Genomic DNA, 19,123 nt, shown 5'->3' with positions numbered 1-19,123 from the left:
TACAGATATTTCAAAAGCGTAGGGGGCGATTTTCGGGCCGATCAAGCGAAAGCAAAGCATTTCGACCGAAATTCGGAAGGCCGAAAAAAATCGACCTTCCGATAGATGAAGTTTGCACGCTAAGGTTGAGTGCGGCGCTGCCGGTTCGACTTGTCGTCTTCGCGCCTATCCCTTGATTCGACTTGGACAATCGAGCCGAGAGAAGGGCTAAAGCGCCTTTTCTCAGAGGTCCGACAGGCCCGCCGTCAGGTTGTGCAGGCGCCGGGTCTTCTCAAGCAGGTCTTGCGCTTCGTCCTCGGAGAAGGGGGCGCTGGATCGGGTGAACCCCGAAATCGAGCGCGAGCCGTTCTCCAGCACTGCGCAGGTCAGGCCATTATAAAGTCCGTGGGATTTCGCACCCTTCAGAACCCCCTTGGGGTCATCGAGATCGTCCCACCGCACGATACCCACATGCTGCAAGCCCCACAGGACGACAGGGTCGTCCATCATCATGCCCTTTTCGCTATATTCGTCGATCCACGGCTCGGGATATGTGCGATAAAGGATGTTCGGGCGGGTGAAGCGGATATGCAGGGCAAATGCGAAACCGGTGTCGCAGGTTTGCCCGAGGTCCTCTAGCAGGCTGGCGATTTCCTTGCGGTTTGCTGTTTCCATCACGGGAATTCGTCTTTAGGTTGTTGGTACAAGGCTGCAGCGACGCGTGCGACGGTAGGCTGCGACCGCAGTGAGTGCAAGTGAATTGACCATCAGAATATGGAACTGAGGGATTGCGAAAAGCGATTGAATGAAATCGCCCCGGCCGGGTTTTACCTCGCGCTCAGGGTTGGATATGCATTTCCCGAAGCCGAACTCAACCGTTTGAACAGCGACTGGGTCGACATGTACACCCAGCATGGACTGGTCGTGCAGGACCCTTCGATGCACTGGGTCTACCACAATGTCGGGTATGTGCGCTGGGTCGACCTGAAGGATGATCCCCGAGACGTCGTCGGCATGGCTCGACGGATGGGGCTGACCTACGCCGCCACGATCTCTTACAACACGCCAAGCGATGCCGGGCGCCGCAGCCACGCGGTCCTGTTCCGGTCGGATCGCGATTTCACCGATGCCGAACTTCATGAAGCTTTCGATATGCTCAAGGCCTTGCATGTCGACGCCTCGCAACGCTCGCTCACGGATGCCGAACTCGAGGCGATCCGCTTCCGCGCCGACGGGCTCTTGATCAAACAGATCGCCGCGGAACTCGCAATTTCCGAAAGCGGCGTTAAAGCGCGGCTGTCTTCTGCGAGCCGAAAACTGGGGGCGCGAAATGCGATTGAAATGCTCGCAATCGCGACTTCAAGGCGACTGATCTAGGTATATACAACCTAAAAGAGTGAATTTTTCACAAATACGTGGTTTCGATGGAGCTATCCAGAAGGAGGCTCCAATGCAAAACTGCACTTTCGAATTTTCGCAACTTCACCACTTCGGCACTGCTTTTTACGACTTCCTGCGCCTGCGCAAGGAGGTCTTCGTCGACACGCTCGGTTGGGACGTGCCGCATAACGACGAAGTAGAAATGGATCAATACGATACGCCTCTGGCGCATTACTCGCTCGTGCAGAAGGACGGGCAGGTGGTGGGCGGGGCACGGGTCATGTCCACCGCGGCGATCTGGGGCGGCAACACCTACATGCTGCGCGACGCGCATCTGGGGAAGCTGCCCCATATCCCGCCGGAAATCCTGCCGACCGAAATCGCGAGCGAGAGGGTCTGGGAATGCACGCGGCTCGTGATTTCCGACGCGCTCACCACGCAGGCGGAACGGTCGACCTGTCTGCGGCTCATCGTCGACGGGCTGGTGGAGCGCGCGAAGGAGCGCGGCGCAGAAGAGTTGATCTGCCTCTCCTCGCTCGCCCTGATGCGGGCTCTGCGCCAGCTTGGCTACGATGTGAGCCGGATGGGCCCGACCTATCGCAACGACGAGGATGGGCGCCAATACGCGGCGCTGCGGATGCCTGCGGAATATTCCACGCAGCGGCGTCGTGAAATGGCCGAAGCCTGTGTGATCGCAGCTCAGTCGGCCCCGCGCCAGTTGCATACTGCCGCCTGATCTAGGGCAGCCTGTTCCGGGGCCGCCTGATCCGGGCTCCGATAGAAAAAGGGCGCGCCCATCGTCCGGGCGCGCCCTTAGCTTTCGGCGTCGGTCGCGTGCTTAGCGCACGACGAAGACGCAGCAATTCGAGTGTCGCACGACCCGCGCGGCGTTCGGGCCGAGCAGGTAATCGCTGAGATCGGGGCGATGCGCCCCGAGCACGATCATGTCCGCGCCGTCCTTTTCGGCCAGCGACAGGATCTCGTGATAGGCGGTGCCGACGCCCACGATGTGGCGCACCTTCGCGTTCAGCTCGGGGCCGACCACCTCGGCGACGAAGTCATGCAGCAGCTCGCGCGCATGCTCCTTCGCCTTCGCGGTGTGATCGTCCGAGAAGAAGGCCCCGACCACCGCCGAGCCGTAATCGGGCACCACGGTGATCACGTCGAGCTGGGCGTCTTCCATCTTGGCCAGCCGCGCCGCCCATTCGAGCACTTTGCGCTCTGTCTTGGGGCGGTTCATGTCGATCGCGCAGAGAATGGTATTGGTCATGCCGGTTCTCCTTCAGCAAAGGCCGCGTCGTCGTCTTCCTTGCGCCGATTTTGCAGGAAAGCGATGAGCGCGAGAAGGGCGAAGGCGGGGATGAACATCAGCTCTTTGGGAAGCTGATCGTTCGGCACCTTCACGTTGGACAGGGTGACGGGATTGTCACCATAGAAGTCGAAGCCCTGCAGTTTGGTCTGCAGCTCCGTGCCGAACATCGGCTCGTCCGCGACCATCTTGCCGTCCGTCTCGGTGAAGCTCAGGCCGAGCTTGTCGAGCCGGTCCTGACCCGTCGCGCCCTCGGGCACCTTGACCAGCACCGTCATGTCCTTCGGATCGCCCGTCGTATAATCGGGCCCCGAGAAGACCAGCCGCAACTCGCGACCGACCGGCGCCTTGTCGAGACGCTGCGTGATATTGGCAGGCGGCACCTCGTTATAGGGCGGCTCGATCATGTTCATGAAATAGCCGGGACGGAACAGGGTGAACGCGATCAGAAGCAGCGCCACCGTCTCCCAGATCTTCGAACGGGTGATGAACCAGCCCATCGTGCCTGCGGTGAAGACGAGGATGCCGATCGTAGCCACGATGAAGACGAAGATCGCCTGATACCAGGTCACGTCGATCAGCAGCAGGTCGGTGTTGAAGATGAACACGAAGGGCAGGGCGACCGTGCGCAGCGAATAGAAGAAGGCGGTGAAGCCCGTCTTGATCGCATCGCCGCCAGAGACCGCCGCCGCCGCGAAACTCGCCAGCCCCACCGGTGGTGTCACATCCGCCATGATCCCGAAGTAGAACACGAACAGGTGCACCGCGATCAGCGGCACCACGAGGCCCGACTGCGCGCCCAGATGGACGACCACGCCCACCATCAGCGAGCTGACGACGATGTAGTTCGCGGTGGTCGGCAGGCCCATCCCGAGGATCAGCGACAGGATCGCCACGAAGATCAGCATCAGGATCAGGTTGCCACCCGAGAGGAACTCGACGAAATCGGCCATCACCTGACCGATCCCGGTCAGCGAGACGGTGCCCACGATGATCCCGGCGGTGGCCGTGGCCAGACCGATTCCGATCATGTTGCGCGCGCCGTCGATCATGCCGCCGATCAGGTCGAGAACGCCTTCACGGAAGCGGCTCATGGGCGCGCTTTCGCCGCGGAACATCGCCTTGAGCGGTTTCTGCGTGAGCAGGATGAAGAACAGCAGGAACGAGGCCCAGAAGGCCGACAGGCCCGGCGATTTGCGCTCGATCATCAGGAAATAGACCAGCACGACGATCGGCAGCAGGTAGTAGAGGCCCGCCTTGTAGATGTCCTTGATCTCGGGGAGCTTCACGATCTCCGAATTCGGATCGTCCGGCTCCAGGTCGGGGGCTTTCGCAGCGACCCAGACGAGCCCGAGATAGACCACGACGACGAGCAGGGCGAGAACCCAGGCCGCGCCCTCGGGCACCATCGAGGTGATGAGGCGCACCGGGAATTGGGTGGCGTAGCACAGGGCCGCGAAGCCCGCGAAGAAGGCGAACATGCCAAAGGCCGTACGCCAGACCGAGACCACGCGGTCGCCGATCGTCGGCATCCGGTTCTTCACCGCCTCCAGGTGCACGATGTAGAACAGTGCGATGTAGGAGATGATCGCCGGGATGAAGGCGTGTTTGATGACCTCCAGATAGGAGATGCCGACATATTCCACCATCAGGAAGGCGGCAGCGCCCATCACCGGGGGCATGATCTGGCCGTTGACCGAAGAGGCCACCTCGACCGAGCCCGCCTTTTCAGCCGAGAAGCCCACGCGCTTCATCAGCGGAATGGTGAAGGTGCCGGTGGTGACCACGTTTGCAATCGACGAGCCCGAGATCAGGCCGGTCGCGGCAGAGCCCACGACGGCGGCTTTTGCCGGGCCACCGCGCAGGTGACCGAGCGCGCCGAAAGCCATCTGGATGAAGTAATTGCCCGCGCCGGCTTTCTCGAGAAGCGCGCCGAACAGCACGAAGAGGAAGACGAACTTGGTCGAGACGCCAAGCGCGATGCCGAACACCCCCTCGGAGGTGATCCACATATGCGACATGGCCTTGCGCAGGCTCGCGCCGGCCCAGCGGATCTGTTCGGGGAAGAACTCCGAAGAGCCGAAGAAGACGTAGCACAGGAACACGATCGCCAGCAGGACCATGATGGGCCCGAGCGTGCGATAGGCTGCGATGAAGAGGAAGATGATGCCGAGGACGGAGATATAGGCGTCCTGCATATCCGCGAGCCCGCCATTGTCGACGATCTTCTGGTAGAAGAAATAGCCGTACATCGAGAGCAGCGCACCGCCGACCGCGAGGATCCAGTCATACCACGGCACATGGTCCTTGGGTGAGGATTTGAACAGCGGATAGGCCATCGCCGAGAGGAAGATGGCATAGGCCAGATGGATCTGGCGGGCGTTGTTGATCAGGTCGCCCGGCAGCACATACGGCCCGATGGGCGAGGCCAGAAGCACCTGAAAGATCGACCAGCTCAGCGCCACCACGGCGACCATGAGCCCGACCCATCCCTTGGGGCTGCGCGCCCCGCTGTCAGAAGCTTGGACGAGCTCCTGTAATTCCTGTTCGTTCAAGGCGCGATTTTCCGCCATCGTTCCCCCTAGCGGCCCACAGGGCCGTCCGCCTGTTCCGGCATGATCTTAAAGCTGAAACTAAAAAAGGCGGGCACGCAAGCGCGCCCGCCCAGTTATACGCAGGGCTTATTTGATCCAGCCCTGCTCCTTATAGTACTTCAGAGCGCCCGGATGGATCGGAGCCGAGATGCCTTTGGTGACCATCTCTTCCGGCGTCAGATGCGCGAAAGCCGGGTGCAGCTTCTTGAACTCGTCGAAGTTGTCGAAGACCGACTTCACCAGAGCGTAGACGACATCATCGGGCTCATCGGCCGAGGTCACTAGTGTCGCGCGCACACCGAAGGTCTGCGTGTCGTCGGGGTTGCCGCGATACATGCCGCCCGGAATGGTGGCTTTCGCGTAGTAGGGGTTGTCGGCGACCAGCTTGTCGACCGCGTCACCCGTGACGTTCACGAGGGTCGCGTCGCACGAGGTGGTGGCTTCCTGGATCGAACCCGAGGGGTGACCCACGGTGTAGACCATCGCGTCGATCTGGTTGTCGCAGAGAGCTTTCGACTGCTCGGCTGCCTTCAGCTCGGTTGCGAGCGCGAAGTCCGAGGTTTTCCAGCCCATCGCGTCCATCAGCACTTCCATCGTGCCGCGCTGACCCGAACCGGGGTTGCCGATGTTCACGCGCTTGCCCTTGAGGTCAGCGAAGTTCTTGATGCCGCTATCGGCACGCGCGACGACGGTGAAGGGCTCGGGGTGGATCGAGAACACCGCGCGCAGCTTCTCGAACGGACCCTGATCGGAGAACTTCGAGTCGCCCTTGTAGGCGTGGTACTGCCAGTCCGACTGGGCGATGCCGAAGTCCAGCTCGCCCGAACGGATGGTGTTGATGTTGTAGACCGAACCGCCGGTGGATTCGACCGAGCAACGCACGCCGGTTTCCTTGTGGCTCTTGTTCATCAGGCGGCAGATCGCGCCACCGGTCGGGTAGTAAACGCCGGTCACACCGCCGGTCCCGATGGTGATGAAGGTCTCGTCGGCTGCGTTCGCCGCGGGCGCGAACAGCGCACCGGCGACGGCCGCGATGGCCCCGAGTTTGAAGAACTTTTTCATTGAGTAACTCCCGTTGGTCGTTTTTGGGTCTCGGTTCAGAAATACGGCCCGCGTCGGTCAGCGCGCATAGACTTCGTCGAGAAGCCTGTTGCGCCGTTCGACCTCGGCGATCCGTTCGGTTGCGCGGGGTCCCGCGCGCTTCGCCACCAGCGCCAGAATTGCTTCGAGCAAGAACAGCGTGGCAACGTAACTCGTGTAGAAATGCGGGCTGTCGGTGGGCACGATGAAGGTCTCATCGGCCGCGTGCAGCGCCGGACAGCTGCGGCTGTCGGTAATCAGCGCGACATAGGCGCCCTGTTCATGGGCATGAATCGCGCTGCGGATGGTGGAGCGCGCGAAGGGCGGCTTGGTGATCACCAGAACCGCGTCGCGCTCATCGAGCCCGGCGAGCGTGGCGCCCAGCGACGAACCCGCCCGTGCGCCCAGCTCCCAGTTATCGCCGAGGAAATTCGCGATATAGGCGGTGTATTCCGCGATCCCCGTCGAGCCGAGCGCGCCCAGCAGCACAACCCGGCGTGCAGCGGCAAGCTTGTCGGCCACGGCCTCGAGCCGTCCCGGCTCGATCGCGGCGGTCAGGGCTGCGATATTGTCCTGCGTGGCTGCGGCATAGCGGTTGAGGAAGCTGCTCTGCGGATCGACGGCGTCCTTCTGCAGCCGATCGGCGCGGTCCGCGAAGGGGGACACACGGCGACCGATCTGGTCGCGCATGGTCTCGCGCAGCTCTTCGAAATTCTCGTATTCGAGCGCATGAGCGAGGCGGGTGAAGGTCGCGGGCGCAAGGTTCGATTCGCTCGCCAGCGTGCGCAGCGAACGGGTGGCGATGCTCACCGGGTTGTCTGCGATATAGTCTCCCGCCTCACGCAAGCGCGTGGAAAGGTTGCTATATTGCGCAGCCAATCGCTGTTCGAAACTGCCGGACAATGCTCCTCCCCAGGTTCCATCACCAGTTATCGCGTTGAGGTGACCGTTTCAATTGTTTCATATATTGTCAATGCGCAAAACATATGTTTCATGGGGTAATCAGCGATCCTCACGCATTCTTGTCCCGAAGGAGGGACCGATATGAGTCACGTATTCCCCCGCCACACGAAGTCCAATCCGCCCTTGGCGGTAAAGGGCGACGGTATCTACATCCTCGATGCCAACGGGAAGCGATATCTCGATGGGTCCGGGGGCGCGGCGGTGTCCTGCCTCGGTCACTCTGACGCCGACGTGACTGCCGCGATCAAGGCTCAGATCGACAATATCGCCTTCGCGCACACGAGTTTCTTCACCTCAGAACCCGCCGAACGGCTGGCCGATCGCCTCATCGCTCACGCACCGGGGAGCCTCGAGCGCGTCTATTTCACGTCCGGGGGATCGGAGGCTGTGGAGAGCGCGCTCAAGATGGCGCGGCAGTATTTCGTCGAGAAGGGCGAGCCGAGCCGGTCGCATTTCATCGCGCGCCGCCAGTCCTATCACGGCAACACGCTGGGCGCGCTGGCCGCTGGCGGCAATGCGTGGCGCCGGGAGAAGTTCAACCCGCTGCTGATCGACGTGAGCCACATCGCACCCGTGCATGAATACCGCTGGCGTGAGGAAGGCGAGACCGCCGAGGAATACGGTCTGCGCGTCGCAAACGAGCTGGAGGCCGAGATTCAGCGCCTCGGAGCCGAGAACGTCATCGGCTTCATCGCCGAGCCGGTCGTCGGCGCCACGATGGGCGCGGTGCCCCCGGTAAAGGGCTATTTCAAGCGTATCCGCGAAATCTGCGATCAATACGGCATCCTGCTGATCCTCGACGAGGTGATGTGCGGGATGGGCCGGACCGGCACGCTGTTCGCCTGCGAGCAGGACGGGATCGCGCCCGATATCGTCACCATCGCGAAGGGGCTCGGTGCGGGCTACCAGCCCATCGGGGCGGCGCTCTGCACCTCCGAGATTTACGACGCCTTCGTCAACGGCTCGGGCTTCTTCCAGCACGGCCACACCTATATCGGCCACCCGACCGCGACCGCCGCGGGCGATGCGGTGGTGAAAAAACTGACCGAGGGCGGCCTGGTCGCGCGGGCGGCGCAGCAGGGCGAAGTGCTCGACGCGGCGCTGCGCGAGGCATTCGGCCAGCATCCGCATATCGGCGACATCCGCGGGCGCGGCATGTTCCGCGGGCTGGAGATCGTGGCCGACCGTGCTACGAAAGAGCCGATGGACCCGGCCAAGGCCATCAACAAGAAGCTCAAGGCGGCGGCCTTCGAGGCCGGGCTCGTCTGCTACCCGATGGGCGGCACGATCGACGGCCAGCGCGGCGACCACATCCTGCTCGCGCCGCCCTTCATCATCACCGACGACCAGATCGGGGAATTGGTGGACAAGCTCGGCACCGCGATCCGCGAGGTTCTCGGGTGAGCCTGCCGCATATCATGGTCGCGCCGAACGGGGCGACCAAGACGAAGACCGACCACCCGGCGCTGCCGATCACCTTGGACGAGATTGCGCAGACCGCGCTGGCCTGCCGCGACGTCGGGGCAGGGGCGCTGCATCTGCACCTGCGCGACGATGCGGGCGGGCATCTTCTCGATAGTGGTGCCTATGCCGAGGCGCTGGCCCATCTGCGCCCGCTTCTGGGCGAGATGGGGATCCAAATCACCACAGAGGCTGCGGGGCGCTACGAACCGGGGCATCAGCGCTATGTCGCTTTGAACTCGGGCGCGCAGATGGTCTCGGTCTCGGCGCGCGAGATGCTGCGCGACCATGAATTGCTGGCGATGAAATTCTATGAGGAGGCCGCCGAGCGGGGGATCGCGGTGCAGCATATCCTCTACTCCCGCGAGGATGCCGAGGCGCTGGCGCGCATCCTGCCCGACCGCCTGCTGCGCGCTCCAGGGCTGCAACTGATCTTCGTGATGGGCCGCTATGTCGCGGGGCAGGTCTCGACGCCGGCTATGCTCGATCCGTTCCTCGACTGGATGCAGGCCGAGGCGATCACCCCCGACTGGGCGATTTGCGCCTTCGGCTCGGGCGAGACCGACTGCCTGCGCAATGCGCTCGCCAAGGGCGGCAAGGCGCGGGTCGGGTTCGAGAACTCGCTGGTGATGGCGGACGGGACCACCGCGCCCGACAATGCCGCGCGCGTGGCCGAGATCGCAGCCCTTTAGTCGAGTGCCGGATGCCCTTTCTCGGGGCAATCGGAGAGGTCCGACCGGTCTTCCTCGGGAAGCTGCTTGGAAATTTCGCGCAGGGCGCTGCGCAGACCTTCCTCCATCACGGGGTGATAGAAGGGCATCGCCAGCATGTCGAAAGCGCTCATGCCCGATTGGGTCGCGAGGCCGAAGAGATGCGCGAAATGCTCGCCCTCGGGCAGCGCCATCTCGCAGCCCAGCAGCTTGCCGGTTTCAGGCTCGGCATAGACGCGGATCATTCCATAGGCTTCCTCGGCCAGCCGGGCGCGCGATTGCGTCGCGAAATCCGCGCTTCCGATCAGGATGTCCTGCCCGTCGAGATCCTTGAAGCTCTGCCCCACGCGCACCGCATTGGGCGCGCTGAAGGCGATCGCCATCGAGGTCCGGCGGCGATAGCAGCGCGGGGTGTCGGCCACCGCGTTGCGCCCCGCGATATGCCCCTCGTCGGCGGCTTCGTGCAGGATCGGGCGGATCGCATTCGCGTCGCCCGCGAGGAACACCCGCAGATCGCCGATCTGGGTGGTGGAGGCGTCGACCTCGGGCATCCCGTGATCGTCGAGCGGCACGCCCAGCGTCTCCAGCCCGAGCCCCGCGATATTGGGGCGGCGGCCCATCGCGGCGAGCACGGCATCGGCCTCGAATTCCGCGCCGCCTGCGCCTTTCACGATCAGGCTGCCCGCATTGCCTTCGGAAATCTCCGCCGGGGCGCCCAGATGCAGCGGCAACTCCGCCGCGATCGCGTCGCGCAGGAGTGCCGCGACCTCGGGGTCGGTCATGCCAGCGACGCTTTCCAACGCATCGAAGCCCGCGACCTCGATCCCCATCCGGGCCATCGCCTGTGCCAGCTCCACCCCGATCGCGCCCATGCCGATCACCGCGATCCGCTTGGGCAGATCGTCGAGGGTGAACAGCGTGTCGGTGGTCAGGATGCGCTCGCCGAAGGTCTTCCACGGCCCCGGCAGCACCGGCGACGAGCCCGTCGCGAGGATGATCGCATCGGCGGTCACTTCGCCATGGCCCGCGATCTCGATCCGGTTCGGGCCGAGGAGCGTCGCACGGCCCGAGATCGCTTTGTCGCCAAGGGCTTTGGGCACCGCGCGCGGCGATTTCGTGAACCCGTCGCGCATCCGTTTCATCCGCGCCATCACGGCGGGCACATCGATGCGCAGCGCCTCGGCGCCGGAAATCCCGAAGGCCTCGAAATCGTGGCGGCGGTGGAAGGCGTTGGCGGCTTCGATCAGCGCCTTGGAGGGCATGCAGCCGCTTTCGGCGCAGGTCGTGCCCCAATGGCCGTCGTTGACGATCAGGAAGTCATCGGTCGCATGGCGCACTTCGCGCAGGGCAGACAGCCCGGCCGAGCCAGAGCCGATGATAACGACGCGCGCGTGCTGTGACATGAAACCTCCGCTGATCTGTCGTGAACCGAACCGTTCAGCGAGGTATACGTTCCAACCACTTGCGCGGTAAAGCCCGCGCCTCGCCGCGAACCCGCAGACTGCGCATCGCCACGATCTGGCCGAGCGCGCGATGCGGCGCGATTGTGCGGAAGATATCGCGGATCATGCGTGCGTCGGCGGCGACGCCCGCGCGCCAATTGCCCAGCTTCGCGGATTTCATCGGACTGTCGACGCCGGGCCAGGAGACGACGGCGATCCGGGCGCGCTCTGCGATCCACAGCCGGTTCATGAAGACTTCCAGCCCGAAGCGGGGCAGGGCGTTGAGGGCCTCCAGCCGTTCGCCCAGCATCTCGCGCGGGATCACCCGCTCGCCCGAGATGTAATCGAGCCCGATCACCCGCCAGATGCGCGGCGCGTTGCGGCGCAGGCTGATCGTGACATCGGCCTCCCCGCTCGCCACCGGCGCGATCAGCGCGCCCAGATCGGCATGGGTCAGCCCCAGCAGATCGCTGTCGAGCAGCAGCAGGTGGCTGCCCGCGGCCTCCGCGATCCCGGCGGCCACGGCTGCGGTTTTCCCGCCGTTCTGCGTCTGGCGCAGCACCCGCAGATGCGGATGGGCGTCGCGATACCCTTCGGCGATCTCGGCGGTGCCATCGCTCGAGCCGTCGTCGATCACGATCACCTCGGCGATCTGGCGATGGTCCAGCACACGCTCCAGCACCGCCGCGATCCGCGGGGCCTCGTTATAGGCGGGCAGAATGCAGGTGATCGTCGTCATGTGTGCGACCTCTTGCGGCGAAAGAACCAGATCGTGCCGCCAAGAATGATCACGACCAGCAGGATAAGCGAGCCTTTCGAAAGCCAGCTGTCGATCTTCCCGATATGCGAGCCGAGCCAATAGCCGAGCGCCACGAAGGCCAGCGATTTCGGGATTGTCGCGATCAGGTTGGTCAGCATGAAGACCCAGACATTCATCCGCGCGACCCCGGCCGCGACCAGCACTGGCGCGCCCGCCGAATGGGTCAGCTTGCCGAAGACCAGCGTCTTGATCCCTTTGTTCTGGAAGTGCCGCGCTGCACTCACGAGCCGCGCGCGGCTCAGGCCCAGCTTATCGCGCCACTTCTTGGGCATCCGGTTCAGCCCCCATCGGCCAAGCGCATAGAGCCCCAGATCGCCGACGAGATCGGCAAGGATCACGATGATCGCCACCGACCAGACCGAGAACATGTTCTGGCTGGCGAGCCACGCCGCGATCACCGTCACGATCGGCCCTTCGAGCACCGCAATCGGCGCCAGCACGGCGAGGCCGTGTTTCGCCATCAATACGGAGATCGTCTCAAGGCCGATCATCAGGTTACTCCGTGACAGGGGCGTCGCTGCGGGCGACGTCCCGGTGGGTCATGTCATTGCCGCGCCAGGTGAAATCGCGCCCGAACCATGTCATCAGCCACAGCGCGGGCAGCATCGCGTCGCGGATCGCAAAACCCGCAATGTCGCGCGCCGAGGCGGGCCAGCCCGCGATCCGGGCGAGCAGCACTTCCGCACCGTACCACAGCGCCACCAGAAGCGGCAGGGCGATCCACGGCATCGCGCCCAGAGCGGCGAGGACGAGCGCGGCGAGGAAGGGCAGGAACGGGCCTTGCGCGATTTCGGCAGCGAAAATCATCACGAACCCGTCGCGGCGCACCTTGGACCAGCGCAGCTGGCGCTCCCAGACCTCCCGGGCCGCGCGCGTCCCGATCGGTTGTGCAAAGAGGTGCCGCGTCAGCCGGACCTTCAGGCCCTGACGGCGCACCAGTTTGGTCGAGGCCACGTCCTCGGCCATGTTGCGCCCGAGCGCCGCGAAACCGCCGCCCGCCATCAGGATATCGCGCCGCCAGAACAGCGATTTGCCTTGCGCGAACCCCATCCCGATCATGTCGGCCGCCACCTGCCAGCGCGCCTGATTGGTGTTGAGGAAAGCGGCCTCCACCGCGCCCCACAGATTGCCCGGGCGCTCGGCCACCGGCGGGGCGGATACGAGCCCGGTGCCGGGCCGCCACTCCGCCACTAGCCGCTGCAGGTAGTCGCGCGGCAGCAGCAGATTGCTGTCGGCCATCGCGAGCCACTCAGCCTCGGTCGCCGACAACCCCTTGTGCAGATTGTTCAGCTTCGGATTGCCCGACACCGCGTCGAGCCCGGTCAGAAGCCGCGCGCGCACCTGCGGGTTCTCTTCGATCAGGCGACGCACCAGCGCGCAGGCCGGATCGCGCTCGGAGGGCGCGCAGAAGATCACCTCGTAATTCGGATAGTCGAGGTTGAAGGAAGACCCGAGCGTCTCCGCGTCGAAGGGATCGATCCCGCAGACCGGGCGCATCAGCGCGATGAAAGGCAGCTCGTCGGGCACCGGCTTCGGCGGGCGGGACTCGCGCCATGCGGTCATCGCAGCGCTGAGAAGATGCGCCGTGAGGGTGAGGCCCAGAAGGGCGGCAAGGGACAGCAGAACGATCGTCATGCGCGAACCTTTGCGACGGCGGGGCGGGTGCCGGTCTCTGTGACCGCTGCGGGCTCCGCGCCCCATTGAAGAAGTTGCAATGCGCCGGAACTATCCTCGGCCAAGGCGGTCAGGCTGTCCACCCAGTCGCCGCAATTGGCGTAGGTCATCCCGTCGACATCGCGCAACGCGGGCTTGTGCGAGTGGCCGCAGATGATCCCGTCGACCCCGGCCTCGGAGGCAAGCGCGATCAGACGATGCTCGTAACCCGAGCCGCGTGCGATCAGATGATTGATCCCCTCGATCGCGAGCTGGATCAAGGTGCGCTCGGTCTCGGAGACGTCGCGGCGGCGGCGCAGCCAGGCATCGATGCCGCGGAACAGCGCGTCCATCCGGCTCCCGAAACGGGTCATCGCGTGCCAGCGCAGGATGCGCGCATCGCATTGATCGCCATGCACGATGAGGTAGCGCTGCCCATCCGCGCCGACATGCAGCGCCGTCTCGGTCAGCTCGAAGCTGAGGAAATTCATCCCCGGCGAGCGCAAAGCCGCGTCGTGGTTGCCGGGCAGATAGACGATGCGAGTTCCGGCCTCGGCATGGGCTTCGAGGGTCTCGATGATCTCGGCGTGAATGTCGCCCCATTGCACGGGCCCGCCATGCCAGAGATCGAGGATGTCGCCGACGAGGTAGATCGCGTCGGCCTGAACGCTTTGAAGGAAGTCGAGGATCGGGCCAGGGCTGCACCCGCGCGAACCGAGGTGGAAATCCGACAGGAAAAGGCTGCGGTAGCGTTGTTTGTTGTGATGGCGCGATCGGCTCATGTCACATCTCCGGTGGATCTGCAGGGAGGGGCAGGCACCCGGCGCCTGCGCGGAGAAGCGGAGCGGAAACAGTCGGGAAAATCACAGGCTGTATGTTGTTGCCCATAGGGTCCTTCCGCTCGTTGCTGCGCTGCCCATCGCCTTTCGACGTGACATGGATGTGACGGCTACGTGAACCTGTAGTGTCACCTAGAGGCAGCTGTGCGGTGATCAACCATAAGCATGTGAAATACTAAGCAACTTCCGGTGAGCGCACGATATCTTGCGGTTTGTTTCACCCGAAAGCATAGTGATCGCGGTCTCGACGATTGGCGAAGGAGAACGCGATGGCAGGATATCTGACCACCCATGTGCTCGACACGGCACGAGGATGCCCGGCGGAAGGGCTCAAGATCACGCTCTTCGCGCTCGACGGGGTCGACCGTGAGGTGCTGGCCGAAATGGTGACGAATGCCGATGGGCGCACCGACTCGCCGATCCTGCCGGTGGAGCGGTTTCGCACCGGTCAGTTCGAACTGATCTTCTCCGCGGGCGACTATCTGCGGGCGAGCGGGCAGGGGGCGCCAGAGCCGCTTTTCCTCGATGAAATCCCGATCCGGTTCGGCATGAATGACGCCGAGGCGCATTACCATGTGCCGCTTCTGCTCTCGCCCTACGGCTACTCCACGTATCGCGGCAGCTGAGCGCGGGGCCTCCATCTGCTTGCGTTTTGAGCAACCGGACAAAATTCGGGCGGTTCCGCCGCGCCATCGCTTGCGCTCGGGCGTGGCTTGGGAAACTCTGAGCGCAAAACGAGGGATGACGGATGGATTACACGTTTTTTCTGGAATGGGTGCAGTTCGCGGTGCGCTGGCTGCACGTGATCACCGCGATCGCGTGGATCGGGTCTTCCTTCTATTTCATCGCGCTTGATCTGGGGCTGGTGCCCGAACCCGGTGCCCCCAAGGGGGTGCATGGCGCGGCGTGGCAGGTCCATGGCGGCGGCTTTTACCATATTCAGAAATACCTCGTTGCACCTTCGCAGATGCCCGACCGGCTGACATGGTTCAAATGGGAAAGCTACATGACGTGGCTTTCGGGCTTTGCGATGATGGTGGTGCTGTATTGGACGCAGGCGCAGTTCTACCTGATCGATCCGCGGGTGATGGAGTTGCCCGTGTGGGGGGCGATCCTGATTTCGATCGGCTCGCTCGCGCTGGGTTGGCTCCTCTACGACCTGATCTGCAAATCGCGTTTCGGCGAGAACAACACGCGGCTGATGCTGGGGCTCTACGTCATTCTCGTCGCGATGGCCTGGGGCTACACGCAGGTCTTCTCAGGCCGCGCGGCGCTGCTGCATCTGGGCGCCTTCACCGCGACGATCATGACCGCGAACGTCTTCCTGATCATCATTCCGAACCAGAAGATCGTGGTCGCCGATCTCATGGCGGGGCGCACGCCCGACCCGAAATACGGCAAGATCGCCAAGCAGCGCTCGACCCATAACAACTACCTGACGCTGCCGGTTATCTTCCTGATGCTGTCGAACCATTATCCGCTAGCCTTCGCGAGCGCGTATAACTGGCTGATCGCCTCTCTGGTGTTCCTGATGGGCGTGACGATCCGGCATTTCTTCAACACTCATCACGCCCATAAGGGCAAGCCGTGGTGGACCTGGGGCGCGACCGCGGCGCTGTTCGTCGCGATCGTCTGGCTGTCCTCGATCCCGAAGGCGGATGCCGGCGAGGACATGGAGGACAGCGCCATGTTGACGCCCTTCGAGCAGCGCTTCGCGGCGGCGCCCGGCTTCGACGAGGTGAGCGGCATCGTCATGGGGCGCTGTTCCATGTGCCATGCGAGCGAGCCCGGCTATGAAGGGATCGGACATGCGCCCAAGAATATCAAGCTGGAGACTCCCCGCGAAATTGCCGCCGCCGCACGGCAGATCTATGTGCAAGCCGGGCTGACCGATGCGATGCCCCCCGCGAATTTGAGCTACATGGAGCCGCAGGAGCGCGCCGCCATCCGGGCTTGGTTCCGGGCGGGCGAAGCCGGGACGCAAGGAGCAGGCGAGACGGATCGGGCGGAGGCCGCGATTGCGGTGCCTCATCCCAACGCGTCCTGATTGCCGTGCAGTGCAGTGCCAAGGCATTCAGTTAACTCCTTCTTCGCTTAGAAATCCTCCCAATCGTCATCTGTTGGCGGTGGCGGCACCGCCAGCGCGGTGTTGCCCGACACGCTGACCTGGTGAGAAGATTTGGGGCGGACAGATTGCCGCGGCGCAGATGCTGTGGGTCCGGATGTTTCGGGGGAAGCTGCCGCCACAGTCGCTTCCTCTGCAGGCGATGTACTATCTGCTCCCTCATTCGGAGCGGCCTCGCCAAGTTTGAATTGCCCCATTGCCGCGCCGAGTTCCATCGCCTCGCGTTCGAGGACCTGGCTTGCGGCGAGCGCCTCTTCGAACATGGCGGCGTTGTGCTGGGTGACCTGATCGAGCTGGGTCACGGCGGAGTTGATTTCCGTCAGGCCGGCGCTTTGCTCCTGCGTCGCATTTGCGCTGTCCGCGACATAGGCGAGCAGATCGGAGACGGAGGACTGGATGCCGCCAAGCGCATCGCCCGCTTGGCCTACAAGGCCGACGCCGCGCTTCACCTGCGCCGAGGAGTTCGCGATCAGTTCGGCGATTTCGCGCGCGGCATCCGAGGAGCGTTGCGCGAGTGCGCGGACCTCCGAGGCGACGACGGCGAAGCCGCGCCCGGCCTCGCCAGCGCGGGCGGCCTCCACCCCGGCATTGAGGGCGAGCAGGTTGGTCTGGAAGGCGATCTCGTCGATGACGCTGGTGATCCGACTGATCTGCTCCGAGCTTTGCTCGATTTCCGACATGGCCTGCACGGCTTCTGACACGACATGGCCGCTTTGTTCGGCGCTGCGCCGGGCGGTCTCGACGAGGTCGTTGGCGCGACCGGCGGCGTGGGCGGCGGCCTCTACCGAGGCGGTAATCTCGTTGAGCGCTGCGGCGGTCTCTTCCAGCGTCGCTGCCTGCCGTTCGGTGCGTCGCGCCATGTCGTCGGAGCTGGACGAGATCTGCCGCGCCTCGGTGCGGATCGATCCGGCATTGTCGAGCACCTTGCGCATCGCGCCCCGCAAATCACCGATCGCGCTGTTGAAATCGCTGCGCAAAGCCTTGTAGTCGCCTTCGAATTCGGTGGTGATCTCGGCCATGAGATCCCCGGCTGAGAGCCCGGCCAAGGCCGATTTTAGTGTCTCCACGATGTTCTGCTGGGCGGCCATCATCGCGCTGCGCTCGGCCCGCCGGGCTTCGGCTTCCAGATGTTGTTGCGTTCGGTCGCTCGCAAGAACGCTGAACATGACCATCTTGCCGTCCGTATCGAGGATCGGATTGACCGAGCCTTCGAGCCAGGCCTGACGGCCATCGGCGCAGCGCAGCACGAGCATGCCCGCAAAGGGCTGGGGGTCGCGCTGGAGGATTTCGCAGACTGGCTGCCCTTCGAAGGTGATCTGACCGGCGACGGACATTCCCTCCATCTTTGCGCGGGGCGCACCAAAAACCTCGGCAAATGCGTCGTTGACCGTGTCGATCGTCACGTCAGGGCGCAGATCGACTCGTAGCAGGTTGGCGTCGATCGCGGAAATCAGAGAGGCGTTTCGCTGTTCTTCGGTGATGTTGCGCCATTGCGAGACATGGCCGATCTTCTCCCCCGCATCGTCGATGACGGGACTGACGAGGGCGAGAATCGATCCGGCACGCATCCGTCCTTCGAGCGTGAGCGTGTCGCGTGCGCCATCGTCGAGGGCGGCGGCCGTTGTCGTGCCCGCCGGCAAGATGAGATCCGCGCGCGTTCCCAAGAGCTTGTCGGGATCGAAATCCGGGTTGTGGACGCGAATTTCCGCAGCGAAGGGGCGCAGCAATTCCGCGGCCGCCTCATTGGCAAAGGTGATGACGTGGTCGTTGTTGGTAAGAATGATCGCGACCGTGGCGCTTTCGAGCGCGGCGCTATGCATCCGTGCGGCACGGTTATGCGATTCGGCGGTCGCGAGTTCGGACTGGAAGGTCCCCAGAGTGCGGGCGATCGCACCGATTTCGTCGCGGCGACCGGTAGCCGGGATGTCCGTATCGAGTTGTCCCCCGGCCACGGAGCGCATCGCCTCCGTCACGCGGGTGAGGGGGCGGGTGATCAGCCAGCGCGCGCCCAGCATCACACCGCCGAGAATGCCCGCGAAAATCAAAGCGGTGAAAGCGAGGTTGCGCACCATGTCCTTTTGCGCGCGAGCGATGGCGGGGGCCGGACTCCAGCGCAGGGCAATCGCGGCGATCGGCGGATCCTCCGGGGAAATGCGCAGCGGAATCGCCTCGCTCAGCCCATCTGCCGAGACCGCCCTGTCGTTGGCCTCAAGCGCGCTTTGCGCCAGAGCGATAAGCGCGGGATCGGGCGCGCCCGCCTCGGTCATAACGGTGCCGCGTCTGTTGAGCGCGATTGCGGATTGGCCAGCGCCGTCCGAGCCCGCGAGCACGTTCTCTAGCTCATGCGTCGCATCCGCAACCCGCCCCGTGATCAGCGCATCCGTCACCGAATCGCCGAGCATCGGCAGGATCTGGTCGAGATGTGCCCGCGCCGCCTCATTGGCGCGACGATGGTTCGAATTGATCGTGAGCAGCGTCATCAGCGTCGCGAACACGAACCCCGCCGCCGCGATCAGGATCAGCAATTTGAGCATCACGGTGTGCCAGGCGCTTGCACCAGCCTCGGATTTGGACATGTCCGCCTCATTTTTCCACACGGGCGCATTCCCGCAAAATCGCCGACACGCTACGTCCAGACCCTTTCCATGCGATTAACACGCACCCGCCGACGGCCAATATTTGCGCCGCGGCAGCCCTTCGCGCGGGGTCAGCGCCCTTGAAGGTCCCCGATGCGGTCACTAAGACTTCTGTAAAGATCACACGCTATG

The 19,123-nt window shown here is 63.9% G+C and carries 17 protein-coding genes; 6 read left to right on the top strand and 11 right to left on the bottom strand.

What is annotated here, in order from left to right; translation table 11 throughout:
- Window positions 1-222: 222 nt before the first annotated feature.
- Window positions 223-654, bottom strand: coding sequence for an autoinducer binding domain-containing protein (locus BMI86_RS02705; RefSeq protein ID WP_078539643.1), 432 nt, complete (start codon window positions 652-654; stop codon window positions 223-225).
- A gap of 126 nt (window positions 655-780) precedes the next feature.
- Here BMI86_RS02705 and BMI86_RS02700 point away from each other — a divergent pair, with 126 nt between their 5' ends.
- Both BMI86_RS02700 and BMI86_RS02695 read left to right on the top strand, forming a co-directional pair.
- Entirely contained in the window at window positions 781-1,356 is a 576-nt protein-coding gene (locus tag BMI86_RS02700) for a LuxR C-terminal-related transcriptional regulator (protein ID WP_158522070.1), read from the top strand.
- Between the two features lie 73 nt (window positions 1,357-1,429).
- Window positions 1,430-2,095: an acyl-homoserine-lactone synthase gene (locus tag BMI86_RS02695; RefSeq protein WP_078539641.1), complete on the top strand. Its 666-nt coding sequence runs from the start codon at window positions 1,430-1,432 to the stop codon at window positions 2,093-2,095.
- Window positions 2,096-2,197: 102 nt separating this feature from the next.
- On the opposite strand, the gene BMI86_RS02690 is transcribed toward BMI86_RS02695, so the two are convergent.
- The 4 genes from BMI86_RS02690 to BMI86_RS02675 all read right to left on the bottom strand — a co-directional run bounded on the left by BMI86_RS02690 (window position 2,198) and on the right by BMI86_RS02675 (window position 7,188).
- Entirely contained in the window at window positions 2,198-2,629 is a 432-nt protein-coding gene (locus BMI86_RS02690) for a universal stress protein (RefSeq protein ID WP_078539640.1), read from the bottom strand.
- Window positions 2,626-5,241: a TRAP transporter permease gene (locus BMI86_RS02685; RefSeq protein WP_108722302.1), complete on the bottom strand. Its 2,616-nt coding sequence runs from the start codon at window positions 5,239-5,241 to the stop codon at window positions 2,626-2,628. The genes BMI86_RS02690 and BMI86_RS02685 overlap by 4 nt, the downstream gene beginning before the upstream one ends.
- A 108-nt stretch (window positions 5,242-5,349) precedes the next feature.
- Window positions 5,350-6,324 (bottom strand): TAXI family TRAP transporter solute-binding subunit, encoded by a 975-nt coding sequence (locus BMI86_RS02680; RefSeq protein ID WP_078519556.1) that lies wholly within the window; start codon window positions 6,322-6,324, stop codon window positions 5,350-5,352.
- Window positions 6,325-6,381: 57 nt separating this feature from the next.
- Entirely contained in the window at window positions 6,382-7,188 is an 807-nt protein-coding gene (locus tag BMI86_RS02675) for a MurR/RpiR family transcriptional regulator (protein ID WP_246831613.1), read from the bottom strand.
- A gap of 198 nt (window positions 7,189-7,386) precedes the next feature.
- On the opposite strand from BMI86_RS02675, the gene BMI86_RS02670 reads away from it, so the two are divergent.
- Window positions 7,387-8,709 (top strand): aspartate aminotransferase family protein, encoded by a 1,323-nt coding sequence (locus BMI86_RS02670; RefSeq protein WP_078539637.1) that lies wholly within the window; start codon window positions 7,387-7,389, stop codon window positions 8,707-8,709.
- Window positions 8,706-9,458 (top strand): 3-keto-5-aminohexanoate cleavage protein, encoded by a 753-nt coding sequence (locus BMI86_RS02665; RefSeq protein WP_078539636.1) that lies wholly within the window; start codon window positions 8,706-8,708, stop codon window positions 9,456-9,458. The genes BMI86_RS02670 and BMI86_RS02665 overlap by 4 nt, the downstream gene beginning before the upstream one ends.
- Here BMI86_RS02665 and BMI86_RS02660 read toward each other — a convergent pair.
- From BMI86_RS02660 to BMI86_RS02640, 5 genes are read right to left on the bottom strand one after another with little or no spacing between them, the layout of a single operon-like run.
- Window positions 9,455-10,879: a dihydrolipoyl dehydrogenase gene (locus tag BMI86_RS02660; protein ID WP_078539635.1), complete on the bottom strand. Its 1,425-nt coding sequence runs from the start codon at window positions 10,877-10,879 to the stop codon at window positions 9,455-9,457. The genes BMI86_RS02665 and BMI86_RS02660 overlap by 4 nt on opposite strands.
- 34 nt (window positions 10,880-10,913) lie before the next feature.
- Window positions 10,914-11,657: a glycosyltransferase gene (locus BMI86_RS02655; RefSeq protein WP_078539634.1), complete on the bottom strand. Its 744-nt coding sequence runs from the start codon at window positions 11,655-11,657 to the stop codon at window positions 10,914-10,916.
- Window positions 11,654-12,229: a VTT domain-containing protein gene (locus tag BMI86_RS02650; protein ID WP_078539633.1), complete on the bottom strand. Its 576-nt coding sequence runs from the start codon at window positions 12,227-12,229 to the stop codon at window positions 11,654-11,656. The genes BMI86_RS02655 and BMI86_RS02650 overlap by 4 nt, the downstream gene beginning before the upstream one ends.
- A gap of 4 nt (window positions 12,230-12,233) precedes the next feature.
- On the bottom strand, window positions 12,234-13,373 hold the full coding sequence (locus BMI86_RS02645; protein ID WP_143594665.1) for a ceramide glucosyltransferase: 1,140 nt from the start codon (window positions 13,371-13,373) through the stop codon (window positions 12,234-12,236).
- Window positions 13,370-14,173, bottom strand: a complete 804-nt coding sequence (locus BMI86_RS02640) for a UDP-2,3-diacylglucosamine diphosphatase (protein WP_078539632.1) — start codon at window positions 14,171-14,173, stop codon at window positions 13,370-13,372. Before BMI86_RS02640 ends, BMI86_RS02645 begins: the two co-directional genes overlap by 4 nt.
- 326 nt (window positions 14,174-14,499) lie before the next feature.
- On the opposite strand from BMI86_RS02640, the gene uraH reads away from it, so the two are divergent.
- Complete coding sequence (gene uraH, locus BMI86_RS02635) at window positions 14,500-14,856, top strand: hydroxyisourate hydrolase (protein ID WP_078539631.1); 357 nt, start codon at window positions 14,500-14,502, stop codon at window positions 14,854-14,856.
- 122 nt (window positions 14,857-14,978) lie between these two features.
- Complete coding sequence (locus BMI86_RS02630) at window positions 14,979-16,277, top strand: urate hydroxylase PuuD (RefSeq protein WP_078539630.1); 1,299 nt, start codon at window positions 14,979-14,981, stop codon at window positions 16,275-16,277.
- A gap of 47 nt (window positions 16,278-16,324) precedes the next feature.
- On the opposite strand, the gene BMI86_RS02625 is transcribed toward BMI86_RS02630, so the two are convergent.
- Window positions 16,325-18,931, bottom strand: coding sequence for a methyl-accepting chemotaxis protein (locus tag BMI86_RS02625; protein ID WP_078539629.1), 2,607 nt, complete (start codon window positions 18,929-18,931; stop codon window positions 16,325-16,327).
- Between the last annotated feature and the right edge of the window lie 192 nt (window positions 18,932-19,123).

This window comes from Thioclava sp. DLFJ5-1 (genome assembly GCF_002020115.1).
In the GTDB taxonomy this organism is placed as follows: Bacteria; Pseudomonadota; Alphaproteobacteria; order Rhodobacterales; family Rhodobacteraceae; genus Thioclava; species Thioclava sediminum.
Note: the sequence above shows the minus strand (reverse complement) of the source record. Positions and strands in the feature narration are given on the sequence as shown.